General features: G+C 46.4%; 20 protein-coding genes and 1 pseudogene. 3 read left to right on the forward strand and 18 right to left on the reverse strand.

The genetic code is table 11. From position 1 onward, the window contains the following. Positions 1-48: 48 nt before the first annotated feature. The 10 genes from ACXHJ2_RS12235 to ACXHJ2_RS12280 form a co-directional block, all read right to left on the reverse strand. Positions 49-1,206: an amidohydrolase gene (locus tag ACXHJ2_RS12235; RefSeq protein ID WP_165079932.1), complete on the reverse strand. Its 1,158-nt coding sequence runs from the start codon at positions 1,204-1,206 to the stop codon at positions 49-51. A gap of 56 nt (positions 1,207-1,262) precedes the next feature. Continuing rightward, entirely contained in the window at positions 1,263-2,279 is a 1,017-nt protein-coding gene (locus ACXHJ2_RS12240) for an LLM class flavin-dependent oxidoreductase (protein ID WP_165079933.1), read from the reverse strand. 15 nt (positions 2,280-2,294) lie between these two features. Further along, complete coding sequence (locus ACXHJ2_RS12245) at positions 2,295-3,047, reverse strand: amino acid ABC transporter ATP-binding protein (protein ID WP_025679088.1); 753 nt, start codon at positions 3,045-3,047, stop codon at positions 2,295-2,297. Continuing rightward, on the reverse strand, positions 3,044-3,754 hold the full coding sequence (locus tag ACXHJ2_RS12250; protein WP_013370901.1) for an amino acid ABC transporter permease: 711 nt from the start codon (positions 3,752-3,754) through the stop codon (positions 3,044-3,046). The genes ACXHJ2_RS12245 and ACXHJ2_RS12250 overlap by 4 nt, the downstream gene beginning before the upstream one ends. Next, positions 3,751-4,530, reverse strand: a complete 780-nt coding sequence (locus tag ACXHJ2_RS12255) for an amino acid ABC transporter permease (protein WP_165079934.1) — start codon at positions 4,528-4,530, stop codon at positions 3,751-3,753. Before ACXHJ2_RS12255 ends, ACXHJ2_RS12250 begins: the two co-directional genes overlap by 4 nt. 76 nt (positions 4,531-4,606) lie before the next feature. Further along, positions 4,607-5,458 carry a transporter substrate-binding domain-containing protein gene (locus tag ACXHJ2_RS12260; protein WP_165079935.1) on the reverse strand — a complete coding sequence of 284 codons (852 nt, stop codon included), beginning with the start codon at positions 5,456-5,458 and terminating at the stop codon, positions 4,607-4,609. Positions 5,459-5,618: 160 nt separating this feature from the next. Then, complete coding sequence (locus ACXHJ2_RS12265) at positions 5,619-6,509, reverse strand: LysR family transcriptional regulator (RefSeq protein WP_025679079.1); 891 nt, start codon at positions 6,507-6,509, stop codon at positions 5,619-5,621. A gap of 107 nt (positions 6,510-6,616) precedes the next feature. Then, complete coding sequence (ssuE, locus tag ACXHJ2_RS12270) at positions 6,617-7,147, reverse strand: NADPH-dependent FMN reductase (RefSeq protein ID WP_013370897.1); 531 nt, start codon at positions 7,145-7,147, stop codon at positions 6,617-6,619. A 17-nt stretch (positions 7,148-7,164) separates the two neighbouring features. Next, entirely contained in the window at positions 7,165-8,505 is a 1,341-nt protein-coding gene (locus ACXHJ2_RS12275) for an LLM class flavin-dependent oxidoreductase (protein WP_058710460.1), read from the reverse strand. Between the two features lie 29 nt (positions 8,506-8,534). Next, the gene (locus ACXHJ2_RS12280) at positions 8,535-8,804 is read right to left on the reverse strand and encodes a glutaredoxin family protein (RefSeq protein WP_013370895.1); all 270 of its coding nucleotides are present in this window, start codon (positions 8,802-8,804) and stop codon (positions 8,535-8,537) included. A gap of 272 nt (positions 8,805-9,076) precedes the next feature. Between ACXHJ2_RS12280 and ACXHJ2_RS12285 the strand changes: the two genes are divergently transcribed. Beyond that, the gene (locus ACXHJ2_RS12285) at positions 9,077-9,946 is read left to right on the forward strand and encodes a DUF421 domain-containing protein (RefSeq protein WP_025679071.1); all 870 of its coding nucleotides are present in this window, start codon (positions 9,077-9,079) and stop codon (positions 9,944-9,946) included. Positions 9,947-10,224: 278 nt separating this feature from the next. On the opposite strand, the gene ACXHJ2_RS12290 is transcribed toward ACXHJ2_RS12285, so the two are convergent. The 6 genes from ACXHJ2_RS12290 to ACXHJ2_RS12315 form a co-directional block, all read right to left on the reverse strand. Continuing rightward, a complete protein-coding gene (locus tag ACXHJ2_RS12290; RefSeq protein ID WP_013370893.1) occupies positions 10,225-10,797 on the reverse strand; it encodes a DinB family protein in 573 nt (190 codons plus the stop codon). 541 nt (positions 10,798-11,338) lie between these two features. Next, a complete protein-coding gene (locus ACXHJ2_RS12295; protein WP_165079936.1) occupies positions 11,339-12,463 on the reverse strand; it encodes a sensor histidine kinase in 1,125 nt (374 codons plus the stop codon). Next, a complete protein-coding gene (locus ACXHJ2_RS12300; RefSeq protein WP_025679065.1) occupies positions 12,460-13,134 on the reverse strand; it encodes a response regulator transcription factor in 675 nt (224 codons plus the stop codon). Before ACXHJ2_RS12300 ends, ACXHJ2_RS12295 begins: the two co-directional genes overlap by 4 nt. Before the next feature lie 65 nt (positions 13,135-13,199). Continuing rightward, positions 13,200-14,015, reverse strand: coding sequence for an ABC transporter permease (locus ACXHJ2_RS12305; RefSeq protein ID WP_025679063.1), 816 nt, complete (start codon positions 14,013-14,015; stop codon positions 13,200-13,202). Then, entirely contained in the window at positions 14,012-15,031 is a 1,020-nt protein-coding gene (locus ACXHJ2_RS12310; protein ID WP_165079937.1) for an ATP-binding cassette domain-containing protein, read from the reverse strand. Before ACXHJ2_RS12310 ends, ACXHJ2_RS12305 begins: the two co-directional genes overlap by 4 nt. Positions 15,032-15,110: 79 nt before the next feature. Then, entirely contained in the window at positions 15,111-15,440 is a 330-nt protein-coding gene (locus tag ACXHJ2_RS12315) for an antibiotic biosynthesis monooxygenase family protein (RefSeq protein WP_013370888.1), read from the reverse strand. 130 nt (positions 15,441-15,570) lie between these two features. Here ACXHJ2_RS12315 and ACXHJ2_RS12320 point away from each other — a divergent pair, with 130 nt between their 5' ends. Beyond that, positions 15,571-16,437, forward strand: a complete 867-nt coding sequence (locus ACXHJ2_RS12320) for a LysR family transcriptional regulator (RefSeq protein WP_165079938.1) — start codon at positions 15,571-15,573, stop codon at positions 16,435-16,437. Here ACXHJ2_RS12320 and ACXHJ2_RS12325 read toward each other — a convergent pair. Further along, a complete protein-coding gene (locus ACXHJ2_RS12325) occupies positions 16,434-17,630 on the reverse strand; it encodes a GTP-binding protein (RefSeq protein ID WP_165079939.1) in 1,197 nt (398 codons plus the stop codon). The genes ACXHJ2_RS12320 and ACXHJ2_RS12325 overlap by 4 nt on opposite strands. A gap of 184 nt (positions 17,631-17,814) precedes the next feature. Here ACXHJ2_RS12325 and ACXHJ2_RS12330 point away from each other — a divergent pair. Next, positions 17,815-18,794 (forward strand): annotated as a pseudogene (locus ACXHJ2_RS12330) (DMT family transporter). 77 nt (positions 18,795-18,871) lie between these two features. Here the strand turns inward: ACXHJ2_RS12330 and ACXHJ2_RS12335 are convergent. After that, the gene (locus ACXHJ2_RS12335) at positions 18,872-19,846 is read right to left on the reverse strand and encodes an aldo/keto reductase (RefSeq protein ID WP_165079940.1); all 975 of its coding nucleotides are present in this window, start codon (positions 19,844-19,846) and stop codon (positions 18,872-18,874) included. Positions 19,847-19,941 lie beyond the last annotated feature (95 nt).

Consider the following 19,941-nt stretch of genomic DNA (forward strand, 5'->3'; position numbering starts at 1 on the left):
CCCCTCTTAATAGAGAGGGGCTCAGCTCCATAGAGTAGGATCGAGTTCCTACTCTATGGATTTCAATGCCAATTCAGCCAGTGAAGCCAGCAGCTTCGCTGTTCCCGGCAGTGCGCGTTCGTCCAAATCAAAGGAAGGATGATGCCATTCCTGGCTTCCCGCAGTGCCGACAAAGACAAACACACCAGGGATGTTCTTCTGATAAAGCCCAAAATCCTCGCTTGCCGAGGAAGGTATGGGGCGAACGACCTCCAGACCGACTGCTTCGGCCGCCTGCTCCGCGATCACAGCCAACTTACTGTCGTTCAGCACAGGTGGCGGACCCTCGATCCAGCGGATGTTCGCTTTCGTACCAAAAGCATCAGCTACGCCCTTGACGACCTGCTCGAAGCGTTCAGCCACCTGAGCTCGAACATTCTCATCAAAGGTGCGGATTGTTCCATCCAAATGAGCGCAGTCTGGAATGATGTTCCAGGCATTGCCGCTGTGCAGCTTCGTGACACTGATGACCGCGCTATCGAGCGGATTAACGCTCCGACTCACAATGGATTGCAGCGCCGTAATGATATGTGACGATACCACGATGGGGTCAATCCCTGCATGCGGCACTGCTGCATGTGTGCTCAGGCCCTCCACCTCGATGTAAAATCCGTCTGCCGCTGCCATTAGCGGACCTTCTTTGATGCCGACCGTGCCTACGGGCAAATCTGGCTTATTATGCAGGCCGAAAATGGCCTGTACCCCTGTCAGCGCACCGCTTTCCAGCACTTGGGCAGCGCCTTTGGCATTCTCTTCGGCTGGCTGAAACACCAGTCGAACCGTCCCCTTCAGCTTCTGCTCCCGATGCTTCAACAATACGGCTGCACCTAACAGGGATGCCGTATGAAAATCATGCCCGCAGGCATGCATCTTGCCAGGATATATCGAAGCATAAGGCAATCCCGTCTCCTCCTGGATGGGCAGTGCATCAATGTCTGCACGAAGCGCGACAGTTGGACCGTCCTGCTGTCCGCCGATTTCCGCTACCAATCCGGTACGCAGCGGCACATCCAGAATAGTTATATTCTGTTCTTCGAGCAGGCGGCGGATAAAGGCGGTAGTTTCAACCTCCTCGTTAGACAGCTCGGGATAACGGTGCAGATGACGGCGAATCTCTACCAACTTCTGCTCCAAAACCTGCTCCTTCGTCCCGGTTGATCCACTCATCCCTACTCCTCCTTCGTGAATCCATATTGGTTACAACTTTCTTATGTCAATAGTATCTAGGACTCCACAGGCAATCCGGCAAAAGCTTCATGCAACAACTCGAATGAACGCACACGCTTGTCGATATCCCGTATGCCTGTCGTTACAATCAGCTCATCTGCTTGATACTTCGCTTGAATTTCCGTCAGCACAGCATAGATTTCATCTTTATTTCCTTTGTTAATTTGTGCTTGTGTAACTTCAATTGTATATTCTTCACCCGATTGCTTACCGAATTCCTCTGCACTTTCCAGCGCACCCACCGTAGCCGTTTTGCCACTGGCCAGGTGAATCTTGTACAGCTTCTGCTCACCTGCCAACTCCGCTGCTTCTTCGGAAGTGTCTGCCACAATAACCGATAGCGCAAAAAGTGCCTTCGGCTCACGTCCATAACTGTAATCGAAAGACTCCTGATACGTACGGAATGAATCCAGTGCAACCTGCTCACTACTATTAATAAATTGCGAAAAAACATAGGGTAACCCCAAACGTGCAGCAATTCCAGCACTGTCTGTACTTGTACCCAAAACATAAATCTCTGCTGGTATTTCCGGAATCGGATTCGCCTGTAATCCGGCCAGCGGTCCTTCTTCAGGCGAGATATTATGAATATAGCGACTTACTTCATCAATTTTCTCTTCGAGAGAAGGTGCATCATGCACGTTGCGTTGTAACGCCTGTGTGGATTTCGGCAACCCGCCTGGCGCACGTCCGATGCCCAAATCTACACGACCCGGTGCAAGAGAGGCTAGCACATTAAAGTTTTCAGCCACTTTATATGGGCTGTAATGCTGAAGCATAACACCACCAGACCCGATTGTAATACGCTCGGTGCGTGCCAACAGATGGGAAATGAGTACCTCTGGCGATGAGCCTGCAACCTGCTCGGAATCATGATGCTCTGATACCCAAAAGCGCGTGAATCCCAATTCTTCTACACGTTGCGCCAGCTTAATCGTGTTACGAAGGGCCTGTGCCGCCGTTTCACCCTCGTGTATAGGGCTTTGATCCAATACTCCGATTTTAATGCTCATGTCTCCCTCTCCCGTCTAAATTGAATAGTTATATTCTGGTGTAATTCGTTTCAGGAATTGTTGGGTACGCTCCTCTTTGGGGTGGTTAAAAATGGCGTCTGGTGTGCCCTCCTCGATAATATGACCGCCATCCATAAATACCACATGGTTTGAAACATCGCGCGCAAAGCCCATTTCATGTGTCACGACAATCATGGTTATGCCTTCCTTCGCAATCTTACGGATTACCGACAGCACCTCACCCACCAGCTCAGGGTCCAGCGCCGAAGTCGGCTCGTCGAATAAAATCACCTCCGGGTTCAGCGCCAAAGCACGCGCTATGCCGACACGCTGCTGCTGCCCACCGGATAGCTGGCTCGGATAATGATTCAGTTTTTCGCCGAGGCCAACCTTTTCCAGCACTTCAATACTGATTTTTTTCGCTTCCTCCTGCTTAACCTTGCGGACAACAACAAGTCCCTCCATGACATTTTCCAGCGCGGTTTTATGCTTGAACAAATTATATTGCTGGAAGACCATAGCTGTCTTTTTACGCAAGGCCACAACATCCTTCTTCGCAGGTCGCTTGCAATTCACGGTAAAATCTCCAATGCTGACTTCTCCGTCATTCGGCTTTTCCAGATAATTAATGCAGCGTAGCAAGGTTGTTTTTCCTGAACCGCTTGGTCCTAAAATAACGACGACCTCGCCTTTGTTCACGGTCAAATCAATGCCTTTGAGCACTTCATGTTTGCCGAACGACTTTGTAATATTTTGCAGACGGATCATGATGCTCGACCTCCATTAAACACATTGATTTTTTTCTCCACCAAGCCGGATATTCGCTCAATCAATACCGTCAATCCCCAAAATAGCAGGGCTGCCGCAATATACACCTCTAAATATTTCCAGTTTGTGGATGCCAGAATTTCAGCCTGAGCCTGTATTTCTGTGACCGAAACGGTGAAGGCCAAGGTAGAACCATGCAGCATCCCAATAACAGAATTCGTCAGGTTCGGCAAACTCACCACGAATGCCTGCGGAAATACAATGCGTCTTAATACTTGCCATGTCGTCATACCAACCGCATAAGCCGCCTCAATCTGCCCCTTGTTGACCGACTGGATTCCAGAACGGACGACCTCAGACATATAGGCGCCACTGGTAATGGAGAACGAAATGAGTGCAAATACCATATAAGGAACGTCTTTGGATTGCAGTGACCATCCGAAATGCTTCGCTCCTGCATCAATCAACAAAGGCAAACTGAAATAAATAAGCAGCAGATGCATCAGCATCGGTGTACCTCGGATAAAAGTAACGTAACCGTGAGAGATCTGGGACAACACAGGAACGTTATAAATTCGTGCCAATGCCGTTATAATCCCGATGACCAACCCTGCCAGCACGGAAACCACTGTAATGATTAAAGTGTTGGGCAACGCGGAGAACAATCCTAAAAAGGCGGTGTATACAAATCCAAAGTCCAGACTCATATGCCTTTACCTCCTTTACTCAGACGAGGACTTCTCAGGTAACGCACCACAAAACCTTTTCGTTTGGCGGGCTCTTTCTGTACTGAATCTCTATGCTCATGCCGGAGAAGTGTATTTTCCAGCACCTTGAATAATTTTTGTACAATTAGACTGATCACTAGATAGATAAGGGACAACGCGATATACGTTTCCACAAAATGCTGGGTAGCCGAACCCAATGTTTGCGATTTTCCTGTCATCTCCATCGCACCGATCGTAAACGCCAGCGAGGTATCCTTCAGATTGCCAATGACCAGATTGGAAAATACCGGAACCACTACAGCCAACGCTTGCGGCAAGATGATACGTGTAAAAGTTTGAGAGCCTGACATGCCGACTGACTGTGCAGCCTCGATTTGTCCCCGATCTACAGCACCTACGCCAGACCTGATAATTTCGGAAATAAAGGCTCCACTATTGAGCGCGTAGGTCGCTACGGCAAACCACAACACATCCCATCTGGAGGAATTGATATCCACCAGCTTTAGTAGCTCTGGCAGGCCGTAATACACCAGAAACAATTGAATTAGAATCGGGGTCCCACGGAAAAAGGAAACATACACCTGGGAAACACGTTTGAGAAATGGAATGTTATACATGCGAGGCAGCGCAACCAACAGACCAATGATCAGTCCCAACACAAGCGAGCTTGCCACAATAAACAAGGTGATGTGCAAATAGGACAGCATTTTCGGGATAAAGCTAAAAACATAATCAATATTGAACTCTCTGCTCATATGCCTGCCTCCTTTCTATACATCAGCGGTCAGAATACATAAAGTACCCTGACCGCTGAAATGTCCAAGTCTATCCTTACTTCTTACTACTGGTACTCTCTTTTTTCACATCCTCCAGGGACTTCGTGAAATCCTCTCCAAGCCATTTAATGCTCAGCTTCGACAGCGTACCGTCGTCCTTCACTTCCTGAATGGCTTTGTCCAGGTCATCCGCCAATCCTTGCTCATTTTTGTTCAGTACATACAGTACATCTGATTGAGTCAAAGGATCACCAACGGTTTTCAGAGCTACTTCTCCTTTTTCATCGGTGTTAAAACGGTTCGCAAAGTCTGTCGTAACGGTAGCATCTATACGGCCGCTCGTAATTTGCTGCACCGTATCATTGGCTGCACCACTCGTATACACGATATTCAGAGCATCTCCGTGGGTTTTGTTATATTCTTTCAGCACATACGCCGCATTACTGGTTGGACTGGTAAGTACCTTTTTCCCTTTCAAATCATCAATGGAATGAATGCTATTATTATCCTTCGCTACAGCTACTCTGTTTAGAAAAATGCTATACGGATTTTTGTTGAACAGATACTTGGCTTCGCGTTCCGGGTTTTTTTCCATTTGATGCGATACCAGATCAATCTTGCCGGCATCGAGACTGAGCAGCAAATTTCCAAAATCCATCGTTTTGAATTCAAACTCGTATTGAGGTAGGCGCTTGTCCAGCTCCTTAATCAGCTCCACATCAAAGCCTGTTAAATTTCCGTTTTCGTCAATAAAGCATACATTTTTAAATTGAGTGCCTGTGCCTACAATAATTTTCTTCACGTCTCCGCTTGAACCTGACGCACTAGACGTGTCATCTGAGGAACCGCAGCCTGCCAACACCAGAATGATTGCCATAACAGTCAATATTGCAAACCACTTTTTCATATGAATCCCCCTCATCTCTTTGCATATCAGCAGTTTGCGACATACATGGTAGCTATAACATTTAATAATTAACAATTCCTATAAACTTAATTGGTTTTAGGATGTGATTAATTTAACACCTGTAATCCAATACGTCAATCCACCAACCTATAGGACTTTTCTATAACAAAACAGCCTCTCTGAAGCCTTCTGTCAGTGCATCTGCAAAATCGGAGGACACTGCGCAGTCTTCTTTGGTTGCGATTATGCTAATCTGCATAGATACCCCAGCCACCTCCGGAACATGAACACGGAACAGCTTCTGATCCTTCACTTCACGGTTCACACAGACATCCGGCAAAAAGGCAATGCCCGCTTCTTGCAATACCAGCTTTTTGGCCGTGACCACATTGTCTACCTGAAAAGCAATATCCGGTGGCTGCTCCAGTGATTCAAAAGATCGATGAATCCTCATCCAATCTAATGAGCCGCATTCAAAAAATACCAGGGTTTCACGCTGGATATCCTGTATGCTGGCCTTTCCTGTCTTCGTAAACGGGTGGCCTTCATATACATACAGGGAAATCGGATCTTCATAAAAGGCAAGCGTACGAATAGCCGGATGCATCACTTTACGGACAAAACTAATGTCTACCTCACGGTTCAACAGCTTATGTAGCAGTTGATCCGTCGTAGCGGTCACAATTTTGTAGTTAACCTCCGGATAGCGAGCACGAAGCTGCTTTAGTATTTCAGGAATGATATAGTTCGACACCGATATCGTGCAGCCAATTCGAATTTGCTGAGGGGCTTTCTTGCGCTGTTGAAGCTTTTGCTTCCCTTTTTGCAGCACTTGCAGCATCTGCTCCGCATAAGGAAGGAACTTTCGTCCATCCTCCGTCAGAATCGTTTGTTTGCTTTGGCGGTCGAATAACTTACACTCAAGCTCGCGTTCCAGCGTCTGAATCCGGGCTGTGACAGAGGGCTGTGATAAGAACAACGCTTCTGCCGCCTTGTTAAAGCTTCCATAATGATTCACGTATACAAAGGCTTCAATATTCTCGATATTCATACGCAAGTCCCCCAGTAAGTTTTATATACATTTATCCAATGAGTTAACTCGGTTTTTTGTATCATAAAACTCACTGAACGACCTGTCAATGGAAATATTGAAAATATCTATAACTTCAATAGCTCATTGAGTTCTTTAACAGAACGTTCCAATCGTACAATCAACTCTTCGGACAATCCATATGCTCCACCTGGCAGACGCTCGACCCACTGATCCACTGCATACACCCCACCAAGAATATGTCTTCCCCCCAGTGCGCTTAGAACCGGCTTCAGGGCATAGTCAATGACCAGCAGATGGGCCAGTGTACCGCCGATAAATAAAGGCAAGACAGGTTTCCCTCTCAGTCCCTCCTGCGGAACCAGATCCAGAAATATTTTCAATAGCCCTGAATAGGCCGCTTTATATACTGGCGAAGCCACAATGACGGCATCCGCTGCTGCAATCAACGCAAGCGCTGCTGTGACGTCGGGACTATTAAAGTTAGCTTTGATCAAATCCTCAGCGGGCAAGTCGACCACATTCAGTAATGTAACCTCCGCTCCAGCCTCTCGTAACTGCTCAGTTGTATAGTGAATCAAACCGTATAAACGGGATTGTGTAGACGGACTGCCCGATAGGATGACAACCTTGGACATCTCTTTCCCTCCTTCTGTTATGCGTCAACTTTCACTTTGGATCTGGCTGCTGTATAACGATTCTCAGGAATAGGCACACCCAGGTTTTCACGTAGTGTGTTAAATTCATAATCCTGACGATAAATGCCACGCTCCTGCAAAATAGGCACAACTAGATTTACGAAATCATGCAAGCCCGTTGGCACATCGGAACCGATAATGAATCCGTCTGCCCCTTTTCTTTCAAACCACTCTTGCACTCGATCTGCCACCTGCTCAGCAGTTCCGATAAAAGAGGTTCTCGGCGTAGCTGCACGTAACGCAACCTCACGCAGCGTCAAATTCTGTTCCTTGGCTGTTCGTTTGATTTTATCTGTACCGCTGCGGAATGAATTACTGCCAATACCATCAAGCTCAGGGAATGGCTCATCCAGCGGATATTGTGAGAAATCATGATGATCGAAGAAACGCCCCAAATATTTTAACGCAGCCTCAATCGTTACTAAATTGGTAATCTCCTCATACTTACGTTCCGCTTCCTCTGGCGTGCTGCCAATAATCGGCGAAATGCCCGGCAAAATGACAATATCCTCTTCCGCTCTGCCATAGCGTACTGCACGTTCCTTCACATCACGGTAAAACTGCTGTGCTTCCTCCAATGTTTCATGTCCCGTAAATACGGCATCCGCTTCCTTGGCAGCCAGGTTTTTGCCATCTTCTGAGGAACCTGCCTGGAAAATAACCGGCTGTCCCTGCTTGGATCGTCCAATGTTTAGCGGACCCTGCACAGAGAAAAACTCACCTTTGTGGTTCAGTGTATGCAGCTTGTCGGGATCAAAGAATACGCCGGCTTCCTTATCACGAACGAATGCATCCTCTTCCCACGAGTCCCACAGTCCTTTAGTAACCTGTAAATATTCATCGGCAATTTTATAGCGCTGTGGATGCGATGGATGCTCACCTTTGTTAAAGTTAAGAGCAGAACCTTCCAGCGGGGAAGTCACCACATTCCAGCCTGCACGACCTCCGCTAATATGATCAATGGAAGAAAACTGGCGTGCTACCGTGAACGGTTCGCTATAGGAAGTCGACAATGTGCCAACTAATCCGATATGCTTCGTCACCCCAGCCAAAGCAGACAAAATCGTAATTGGCTCAAAACGGTTCAGAAAGTGAGGAATAGATTTTTCGTTAATAAACAGACCGTCTGCGATAAATACGAGATCAAACTTCCCTTCCTCTGCCTTTTGTGCCTGCGTTTTATAAAAATCAAAATTAACACTTGCATCCGCAGGTACATCAGGGTGACGCCAAGTCGTCATGCTTCCCCCAACACCGTGAATAATCGCACCCAATTTAATTTGTCTATTCTTAGCCATGACTCTTCCACCTCTCTTGAATATAATTGTTATACCGCTTGATTATAACTTTCCAGCACTTTACCCAGCTCTTCCAGATCCGGGTTAAGAAGTGCTTCATATTTGTTATCTCCACCTATCTCTACGACAGGAACATAACGAATACCATATTTGGTCTCCAACACATCACGCAGTGCATCATTTCCGTCCACCTGGATATTTTCATACGGCTGATTTTGGGATTCTAGGTACGATTTGATCTCTCCACAAAAATGACAGCCGGTTTTGCTCCACACTACAACTTTAGGTTTGGACGACATATACATACCTCCGTGAGTTTAATGTTTATAATCCCGATGAATTAAATAAGAATTATATCTATAATGTATCCTGCTCCCTCTTTTCCGTCAATCGCTTGTGTAATAGACAATGGTAATTGAACAATAGAAAATTTTAATTTTATATTGTATTTAATCGGTTTGGTGACAGCCTGTATATTTAAATTTAGATAAATTGGAGTTTAAATGGGACTTGGCGCGGACATCCTTGGAATAGTAGCGCCCTTGTGGCGAAATGAAATGAGGTTGAACAAATGCAGGAATGGACCATTGTAGCTTTACGTACGTTATTAGCCATCGTTATTCTTTTTGTGATTACCAAGATTCTCGGAAAACGTCAGGTATCACAGCTTTCCTTGTTCGAATATATAACCGGAATCACCATCGGTAACTTGGCTGCTTCTATCCCTTTGGAACGCGAATCCTCCTGGTACTTGGGTACCGTGTCGTTAGCCGTATGGGTACTGACAACACTTTGCATTGAATTTTTGCAAATTAAAAGCAAGAAAGTCAGGGATTTATCAGATGGAAAGACGACAGTTCTAATCAAAGACGGCAAAATTTTAGAGGATAATCTGAGAAAGGAACGACTTACCCTAGATGAATTGATGGAGCAGCTACGAAGTAAGAATGTGTTCAAAGTAGCTGATGTAGAATTTGCTCTTATGGAAACTAGTGGCGAAGTCAATGTGCTGTTAACCAAAGACAAGCAGCCTGTGACGCTTAAGGATCTGAATATGCTGCAATTACCGGAGAAGGAACCCACAGCTGTCATTATGGACGGACAACTCATGGAACAACAAATGGCATATATGGGGATTACTCAGCAATGGCTGGATGCCAAGCTAAAGGAAAAGAGTTTGACGGTCAAAGATGTGTTTTTTGCCCAGGTGGACACGCAAGGAGAACTATATATTGACCAATATAGTGATAATGTACAACAGTCCAAGGTACAAGACTCTAATCAAGCTGTACTGACTCTTTTGGAACAATGCACTACAGAACTGCAAAAGCTAGCATCTGGTTCCAGTGAGCAGCAAAGAAAACAGCTATACGAGCAATGCTCACAAAGTTTGAAAGAAGCTATTCAAGAGATGAAACCGATAAATACATCTAATTCCTGACACATACGAATGGCCCGTAAGAATAAACTCCAGAAACACCCCTGCTTTCTATCAAATTTGCTGAAACAAACATAGCGACGTAAAGGCTCTGATGTTCGAAGAAAATAAAGTTGTAGACTGGAGTTGCTGATTTTACGCGATTGTCCACTTCAAAGGTCGTCATCTTTTGAGAAATATGTTTTAGACTGACCGACAATTGCAACAGCGGCAGATAAGGACGCGAAAATAAAATCCTAGACTGGCCGCTGTTGTGGTCAACATTCAACTTTCGTGTCCCGTTAGTCTAATAACTCTGCAGTTTGTAAGAAAGCGTCCAGCCGCTCCTTTTGAAGAAGATGATGACGGTAATGCATCTCCACCATCGTGAACCATTCGACCGCGTTTAACGCGCCGAAGGCTACGGCCGGATGAGTCGCCTTTCGCTGCAGCCGCTCTGGGTCTATGTTCTGTAGCGACGCCCCAATCTCATGCATGCGGCGCCTTGCTTCCTCCAGCTTGGCGACAAGCTGCTCCTTGCTCTCTGGCTGAGGAGGCGTATGTTGCAAGTCGGCAGGTACCTGAATGCGAACCGGTGGGAAGCTCCCTTGCTCAAACACGGCATGACCGGCCTCCGTCTTCCCGCCGCCCTCCTCGCTGCCGCCACCGAGCGCCATGCACTGCTCCGCAAGACGGAGCTGCAAGTTCAGCGTGGAATGGGGCAGATGCAGGTACATTTGCCCAAGCGACCATTCGTTCTCGCTTGGCTTGCGACACAGTTCCGCCAGACTATACTTGTCCAGCTCCCGAACATAATGCTTCGAAATCTCGTCGAACCTTACCAAAATATCCTTAATCCCTATGTTCTTGTTCATCAAGATCATCTCCTCGAATACTGAATTACTCTCATTATATGAGAGGGCTCAAGAATAAAGCATATTTGTAGCTTATATCCTTTATACTTTATTTTCCAGTCTAAAACTATATTTTCTAATTGCACCGGCCGCCGTCGCCAGTGCGCCAGTCTATAACTTTATTGATCTCAGTCTAGTTCTTTATTGTTTAGTCTAAAACATTATTATTCGCTAACATCTGACTCTTTCCTAAACGTCATACACTTAGCCAATGGATTTGGAAAATGAAAAATCAAGAAGACGTTTCCAGATGTACCAGAAACGTCTTCTTGATTTTTTTACAGATTAATATGACCCAACAAGGTAAGGAGTCCCATATTTCTTCTTAAATCATTCTCCCAAATGAACTCGTAAGCTGTTGTTTAGTAGTACCAGCCATGCTGTAGGTAATTGTACCGAGCGCTTGTAGTCTAAACCCACCATTGTATAAATCATGATGAACTTCTTTCGCCTGTGTCGAACCTATATCAACGCTTGCATACCAGTGTCAGCAATAGCCCGGTTAATCACCACTATTTCCGCTCATTTCATGTTTGCTGTTCCCCTTTACTGTTTCCTCTTGCAGAGGCAGCAATACTGTAAACGCCGTTCCTTCCCCCACCTTGCTGGACACAGAAATAGAGCCGCTATGCATCTCCGTTATTTTATGGGCGATGGAAAGTCCCAAGCCGCTACCTCCTGCGGTTCGGGTTCGTGACTTGTCTGCTTTATAAAATCGTTCGAAAATGCGCTGTTGATCCTGTTCATTGATACCCGGTCCTGTATCAGTAATGCAGACAACTGCCTGATTACCATTACTTGAAAGAGAAACAGATATGCTTCCACCCTGTGGGGTGAATTTAATAGCATTGTGAAGGAGATTCACCCACACCTGGCCCATTAGATCCTCGTCCGCGTTGACCTGAACGTTATGGGTGTCCACAATCATGTCAATTTGTTTAGCCTCCCATTGCGGTTCGCAGGCGAGGATAAGCGAGATCAGTTGCTTGTTCAGCCGATAAGAGGACGGATGAAACGGATGCCGCTCCGAATCCAGCACCGCCAGCTTCATCAGATTATCGCTTAGCTTGGATAGACGAATACACTCTGTCTCAATAATCGTCAAATATCGGTCCCGCTGCTCCCGATCCAGATTATCGTCCTTGAGCGCCTTAGCAAAACCAATGATTGAGGTCAGGGGCGAGCCAATTTCATGGGATACGTTTGAAATAAACGCCTCCCGCAGTTCTTCCATGACCTTCAGATTTGCCGCCATATCATTAATGCTGTCCACCAGCTGTACATAAGGATGTGTCCTATCATGGTTTCCGTTTCTCGTGCCAAAGTTCCATCCCAGATTTATGTGAAAATCCCCTTCTGAAATTCGCTTTAAAGCATCGATCATTTCGGTAAAAAAATGCTGTTCTCTAGGCTGGATAAAGCGCCTCACAGTCATACTAATTATACCGAAAAAGAAAAAGCCAAGTGTCGCATTAATAAGATAGACGAACAATTCATGCGGAGTCCATGACAAGCGTGAATAGATCACCGCCGTAATAAAATACGCAGCAGTCCAGCTAAGATACAGCACCAATAACACGAGCATGAATCTTGCAAGGATACGAAGGAACCCCGGTTCCCGCTTCATTGCCTTATCTCCAGCCGATACCCCAATCCCCGGATCGTACGGATCGCAAAGGATTGGGTTGCCTCCGGAAATCGTTCCCGAAGGCGCTTGATATGCACATCAACCGTTCTTTCGTCTCCCTCGTAATCATAACCCCAGATCTGTTCGATCAAATGGTCGCGTGTAAAGGTTTTGCCAGGATAGCTGGCCAGCTTGAAGAGCAGTTCAAATTCCTTGCGTGGCAGGGTAATTCCCTGCTCTCCAGCCTGACACTCAAATGTATCGCTGCGCAGGACAAGATCTCCGACAGTCACCGATTTTGAAGCCATGATCCGATAGCGTTTTAGTAAAGCCTTTACGCGTGCAACAAGCACCATAGGATCGAAGGGCTTAACAAGATAATCGTCCGTTCCAAGCGCGAAGCCTTTTACAATCTGTGACGTCTCGCCTTTGGCAGTAAGCATCAGCAGCGGCAGGTCGGTCTGCTCGCGCAGCTTACGGCACAGCTCCCAGCCATCCATCCCTGGCATCATGATATCGAGGACAAGCAAATCGACCTTAGTTTCATCAAACAAGCGCATAGCGTCCAAACCATCCACCGCCTCGACGACTTCCAGACCTTCCAGTCTCAGAAAGTGTCCGACGAGTTCACGAATATGCGGGTCATCATCAACCACTAATACACGTGTCATTTTAACCCCCTAACTACAGACTAACTCTGCCTTGAATCTCTCATCCTCGTCAAGAGTTCCCCTTCCTATGCTTTACGCATATAAGCACGAACTGTAAGCGGGGCAAAGATCGCCACAATAACTGCCGCCCCAAGCAAAGAGATCGCCAGTTCTCCGCCAATCATCCCCGTATTCGCAAGCTCTCTAACCGCGTTCACAAGATGTGAAATCGGGTTGACGTTCACAAACCACTGTAGCCAGCCAGGCATAGTATCTACAGGCACAAATGCGTTGGAAATAAAGGTAAGTGGAAACAGAACAATCATGGAGATACCCTGTACACTTGAGGCCGTGCGGGCAATCACGCCAAAGAAGGCGAATATCCAGCTGACCGCCCAGGAACACACGATGACCAGAAGTGCAGCGATCGCAACACTCAGCAGTCCTCCCTCTGGTTGATACCCCAAAATATACCCCATGGCAAAGGTAAGTACAGTCGCAATAGTATAACGAAGACTGTCGGCCAGCAGAGCTCCAGCCAAAGGGGCAATACGTGCGATCGGAAGTGACTTGAACCTGTCGAACACTCCCTTGTCCATATCCTCCCGCAGTTGCACACCGGTAACGACGGAGGTCGAGATGACTGTTTGGACGAGGATGCCTGGAATGATGACCGGTAGATAATGCTGCACGTCTCCTGAGATAGCCCCGCCAAAGATATAGGTAAACATAAGAGTAAAAATAATCGGCTGGAGCGTGACATCAAACAACTGCTCAGGAGTATGCCTGATCTTCAGAATGCCCCGGTAGGCCATCGTCATGGAGTTGGCGAACGCCTGTTTGAAACTCACAGACTTTTTCAAGGTGCGATGAGAATCTGTCATAGCAGTAGCGTTTTTCATGCTCTCACCCCCTCTACGGCAGGTGCTTCATGGGCCGTCTGCTGCTCATTTCCTTGTACGCCTTGGCCAGTGATGGACAGAAACACCTGGTCAAGCGTTGGCTTTTGCACACTCATCTCTGCCAGGTGAATTTCTCCGGCACGGAGAGCAATCAGCAGGTCCGTCACCCGATCGGCATTAGCCATCGGAGAAATAATTTTTCCAGCCTCCACCGACACGCTGGACTTGACTGAAAGCACTTGTTCAACGATTCGAGCAGCCCTTCCGATATCCTGTTGATTTTGCACTCTGAGTTGCAGAGTTGACGACCCCACTGCCGCTTTCAGTTCATCTACCGTCCCCTCGGCGACTACCCGACCATGATCGATCACCGCAATTCGATCAGCAAGCTGATCCGCCTCATCGAGATACTGGGTCGTGAGCAATACGGTGGAACCCGTCTTCACCAGACGCCGGATCGTGTCCCACATCTGAACACGCGTGCGCGGGTCCAGTCCGGTAGTCGGCTCATCCAGAAAGATTAGTGGCGGCTTGGCAATAAGACTTGCGGCCAAATCCAGTCGGCGGCGCATGCCTCCAGAGAAATGCTTTAACGGTCGCTTGGCTGCTTCAGACAATCTAAATTCCTCTAGCAGCTCCGCTGCCTTATGACGTGCCTCAGCACGTTCCAGTCCGAGCAGCCTGGAGAAAATAATCAGATTCTCGGTAGCACTAAGCGACTCATCGACCGATGCGTACTGACCCGTTACGCCAATTAATTGACGAACAACCTGCGGTTCCTTTACTGCATCGTGTCCAAAAATACGCGCCGATCCCCCATCAGGTCGCAATAACGTTGACAGCATTCGGATGGTCGTCGTCTTACCTGCCCCATTGGGACCAAGCACTCCGTAGATCGTGCCGGCACGCACATTTAGATCGACACCATGTACCGCATACTTATCACCAAAAGTTTTAACTAGTCCTCTTGCTTCAATGGCCAGGGTTTCTTTTTTGTCTGTATAATCCACTTTCATTTCCTCCCTACAACGATTTCTATAGAGAGAATAATCCACTTTTATGAACTGAATATGAACAGACCTTTTACTTAATTATTTACACTGTAAAAAAATAATCTCGTTCTACCTTGCTCACTCTTAAACCGAATGCTTTATACCAATCAGACTTCCCTTTCTCCTGTGCTAGCTTGTGTAGCTCGTTATCCTTCCAATGTTTTATAGCGTCCAAGGACTCCCAATAGGACACGGTGATGCCCACTCCGTTTTGGTCACGAACACTTTCCACACCTAGAAATCCAGGCTGCTTGGCAGCCAGTTCCACCATTTTGTCCCCCATCTTTCCGTATCCGCCATCCCCTTCCGTACGTTCAGAAGTAAAAATAGCTGCATAATAAGGGGGCTGTGGTGTTTTTGCAATTGAACTCATAGGTACCTCCCAGAAATGAATGGTTAATCGGCATTTTCTCAAGTTCGATTATAACTACAAAGCTGAGATAAAAAAAATGAATATATATGATACTATGTATGAATATATTTCATTCTATGTTGGAGGACACATGAATTTGTTTAAATATAAGGTCTTTCTTAGCGTAATAGAAGCAGGAAGCTTTACCAAAGCAGGAGCACTTCTCAATCTTACACAATCCGCTATTAGCCATGCCGTTTCTGCTTTGGAGCATGAATTGGGCCTAACTCTTTTAATTAGAGGACGTTCAGGCATCCAATTGACTAGCAACGGAGAACGTCTGATGAAGCATTTCAGAGAAATCATTCAAATGAATGAAAAGCTGTATCAAGAGGTCGCCCTCATCAAAGGACTGGAGACCGGAACTGTAAAGATAGGTACATTCTCAAGTGTATCCATCCATTGGTTGCCTGGGATCATCCAAAAGTTTAACGAGCAGTTCCCACTTATTGAACTAAAATTGCTCGACGGGAACTACCATGACATAGAGCATTGGATAGCTAGCGGAGAAGCTGATTTTGGCTTCGTTAATCTGCCTACTCTCGATGGACTGGAAGTATTACCGTTAAAAAAAGAAAGAATGCTGTGCGTACTTCCGTCTAATCATGTGCTTCGGGAGCAGGCAAGCATACGTGTGGATCAGCTTCTCAATGAACCCTTCATTATGCCGGCTTCAGGCTGTGATACAGATGTACAGAGAATTTTTTCCCAGCACAAGCTTGGTCCGAAAATCAAATATGAATTAGAAGATGATCATGCCATTATGGCTATGGTGCAAAATGGCCTGGGCGTAAGTATCCTTCCCGAAATGATTTTAGTCCAACACCCTTATGACATTTGTATTCGGCCCTTGGATGGACGATATTCCCGTTCCGTTGGTATCGCTACTGTCTCCTTAAAGAACATGGCTCCAGCCGCCAAAAAGTGTATGGACTTTATTACTGAATGGATCAACTAGCTTCTTCCTGTTGGCCAAGGCAACGGATTCTCAAAGCTGGACCAGTCCATATCCATTTCACTATCGTTCAGCAGACATTCATCTAGCTCTTCTTCCAAGTTCAGCCGATTCATTCCGATACCGATCATAACGATTTCGTTCATGCGGTCGCCCCACTGCTCATCCCAATGGACCAGAACCTCAGGGTTGCCCGCGATGATTTCCTGCCGTTCTTCTTCTGGCAACGCCGCAAGCCAACTTCCCGCTGGACCAAATTGAATAGATGGCCCTGCCTGGCTGATGCTCGCCGCCCAATCCTGAGGGGCTGCAATCCAGACCAAGCCTTTGGCGCGAACGATTTCCTCCGGCCAGTAGCTCATAAATTCTGCCAATCTTGCAGGATGAAACGGTCTTCTACGCCGATAAACAAAAGAGTTGATTCCATATTCGTCCGTCTCCGGTGTGTGGCTTTCCAGCTCCAGCTCGCGAATCCATCCAGCGGATTGACTAGCTTTGTCAAAGTTGAACAGCCCGGTATTTAAAATGTCCGAAGGCGCGACCTTTCCCTTGGAAGTGCGAATGATTCGGGCTTCAGGCTGCAATCTCCGCAGCACACCCTCCAGCTTGTCCAGCTCTGCGGGCTGAACCAGATCGCACTTATTCAGAATCAATACGTCACAAGTTTCAATCTGGTCAATTAGCAAGTCCGAGATATCACGTGTGTCATCTTCTCCAGTAGCCTGCTTACGATCCAGCAGCGTTTCTCCTGATTCAAAGTCATGCCAGAAACGGTTCGCATCCACTACAGTCACCATACAATCCAGTTTTGCCAGCGAAGCTAAATTAATGCCCGTTCCTTCATCGGCGTAGGTAAAGGTTTGAGCGATGGGGACGGGTTCACTGATGCCCGTAGATTCAATTAATATATAATCAAACTCGCCTTGTTCCGCTAGCTTCTTGACCTCAAGCAATAAATCTTCACGTAATGTACAGCAAATACAACCATTAGACAACTCGACCAGTTTTTCTTCTGTTCTGGACAAGCCGCCCTCTTTTTTAACCAGCTCGGCATCTATATTTACTTCACTCATGTCATTGACAATGACTGCTACTTTCATTCCGTCTCGATTGTTTAAAACATGATTCAAAATCGTCGTTTTTCCTGCACCCAAATACCCGCTCAACACGGTTACCGGGATTGGTTTCTTATTCATTGCTGGTGCACTCCCTTTAATATTGATTTATCGATATATTTAATCGTAATTATTACTATTAAATCAGCATTCAGAAATATACAGTATTCCTTTTGCTTTGTCAACTGTAAAGAAACTCTTGAAATGAATGATCTAAAGTAATTAATATGAGAAATAACGATACTTAAAGAATTAGGAGAATGCTATGAGCTCAATCTGGTTAGGTGTGTTAGCGGCTTTCTTTTTTGCTTTTACATTTGTTCTCAACCGGTCCATGGAGCTGTCTGGGGGGAGCTGGATCTGGAGTGCTTCATTACGCTATCTGTTTATGGTTCCTATGCTGTTCGTCATTGTAATGGCCCAACATAAGCTAAAGCCTCTTTGGAAAGTCATGAAGGAACAACCGGGAATGTGGCTGTGGTGGAGCTTCATTGGATTGGTTTATTTTATGCTCCGTTATGCTTCGCATCCGCATATTCACCGGGGTGGTTGATTGCAGGGACTTGGCAAATAACCATTATTTCCGGTTCTTTGCTTGTTCCTTTATTTGCTGAGGTTGTCCAAACGGAGAACGGCCCTGTCAAAGTACGAGGAAAAATACCCATCCAAGGATTGTTGATGTCTCTGATTATTTTAATCGGAATTATTGTGATGCAGGTCGAACAGTCGCAATCTATTTCTACTCAAGATTTTTTATTCGGTATATTGCCTGTCATACTGGCTTCTTTCGCCTATCCTTTAGGTAATCGCAAAATGATGGAAGTCTGTGCGGGGCGGTTAGATGCCTATCAACGTGTGCTCGGAATGACTATAGCCAGCCTGCCTTTTTGGTTATTGCTTTCATTATATGGAGTTTTCAGCGCAGGGATGCCAAGCAAGGATCAGACCATACAGTCTGCTCTGGTGGCCGTGTTCTCAGGGGTAATTGCTACAGTTATATTTTTTAAGGCTACAGATCAGGTACATGGAAATATGCAAAAGCTGGCCACAGTAGAAGCAACACAATCGCTGGAAGTGCTTTTTGCACTAATGGGGGAATTAATATTTTTGTCTATCCCCCTCCCTTCTGCTTGGTCATGGATGGGTATGTTCATCGTCATCCTTGGTATGAGTCTGCATAGCTATGTATCACATCAAAAGACGAGTGTTCAACAAATACTAACTAAAAAGGCAGATTCCGTTTAGTGCATATTGGGCAGCAGATCATAGAAAAGAAGATGCTTCTGATCTGCTGCTTTTTGCCGTTTTACTGTCAATCAATATTACCAAGCGTAGGCTTCTGGTGCAGGTTTTCCCGGACCCGGGAAAATCTTATCCAGCTTGGCAAGCACATCTTTACTTAATTTAACCTCAGGTACCCGCAGAGCATCCTCTAACTGTTCTAATGTCCGTGGTCCGATAATTGGAGCCGTCACGGCCGGATGAGATAGCACCCAAGCCAGGGCAATCACGTCTTCCTTTTCACCCAGCTCGCGAGATAACGCCGCAAATTGCTCCAGCTTCGCACGATTCTGCTCTACCTTTTCCTTGGCACGTGCGCTGCGGGAACCTGTACCTGCTAACGCATTGCGTCCCAGCAGTCCGCCCGCCAACGGGCTCCATGGAATTACACCCAGACCCAGCTCTTGAGCTGCCGGTAATACTTCAAGCTCAGCCGAACGTTCGTTCAGGTTGTACAAATGCTGTTCCGATACCAGACCCAGAAAACGACGTGCCTTCGCTTCGGCCTGAGCCACCGCAATATGCCAGCCTGCAAAATTACTGGAACCGATATAACCAACTTGTCCCCGATCCACCACGGACTCAAATACTCCCCACAGCTCATCCCATGACACGTTGCGGTCAATGTGATGCATTTGATATAGCTCTACATGGTCTGTTTGCAGACGTTTCAGCGATGCATCCAAATGACGGCGAATTTTGTAGGCAGACAAGCCTGATCCTGCATTAGGCCCATCATTTTCATTTTTCATGTCCCCGTAAACCTTGGTCGCCAATACGACCTTCTCGCGTCTTCCGCCGCCCTGCTGGAACCACCGTCCAATAATTTCTTCTGTCCAGCCTTTACGGTCATGGCCATATACATTAGCCGTATCAAAGAAATTAATGCCCGCATCCAGCGCGGCATCCATAATTTTAAAAGCATCCTTTTCTTCTGTTTCCGGTCCGAAATTCATTGTGCCCAAACATAACTGACTAACCTTCAAGCCCGACTTTCCTAAGTATGAATACTCCATACTGTTTCCCGCCTTTGCTTAAGGATTTTTAATACCGTAAAAATTGCATAAAAAAAAGACCATACCCACTTCATTCACCAGAATAACCCCCCTTT

This window comes from Paenibacillus sp. ALE3, from assembly GCF_054113405.1.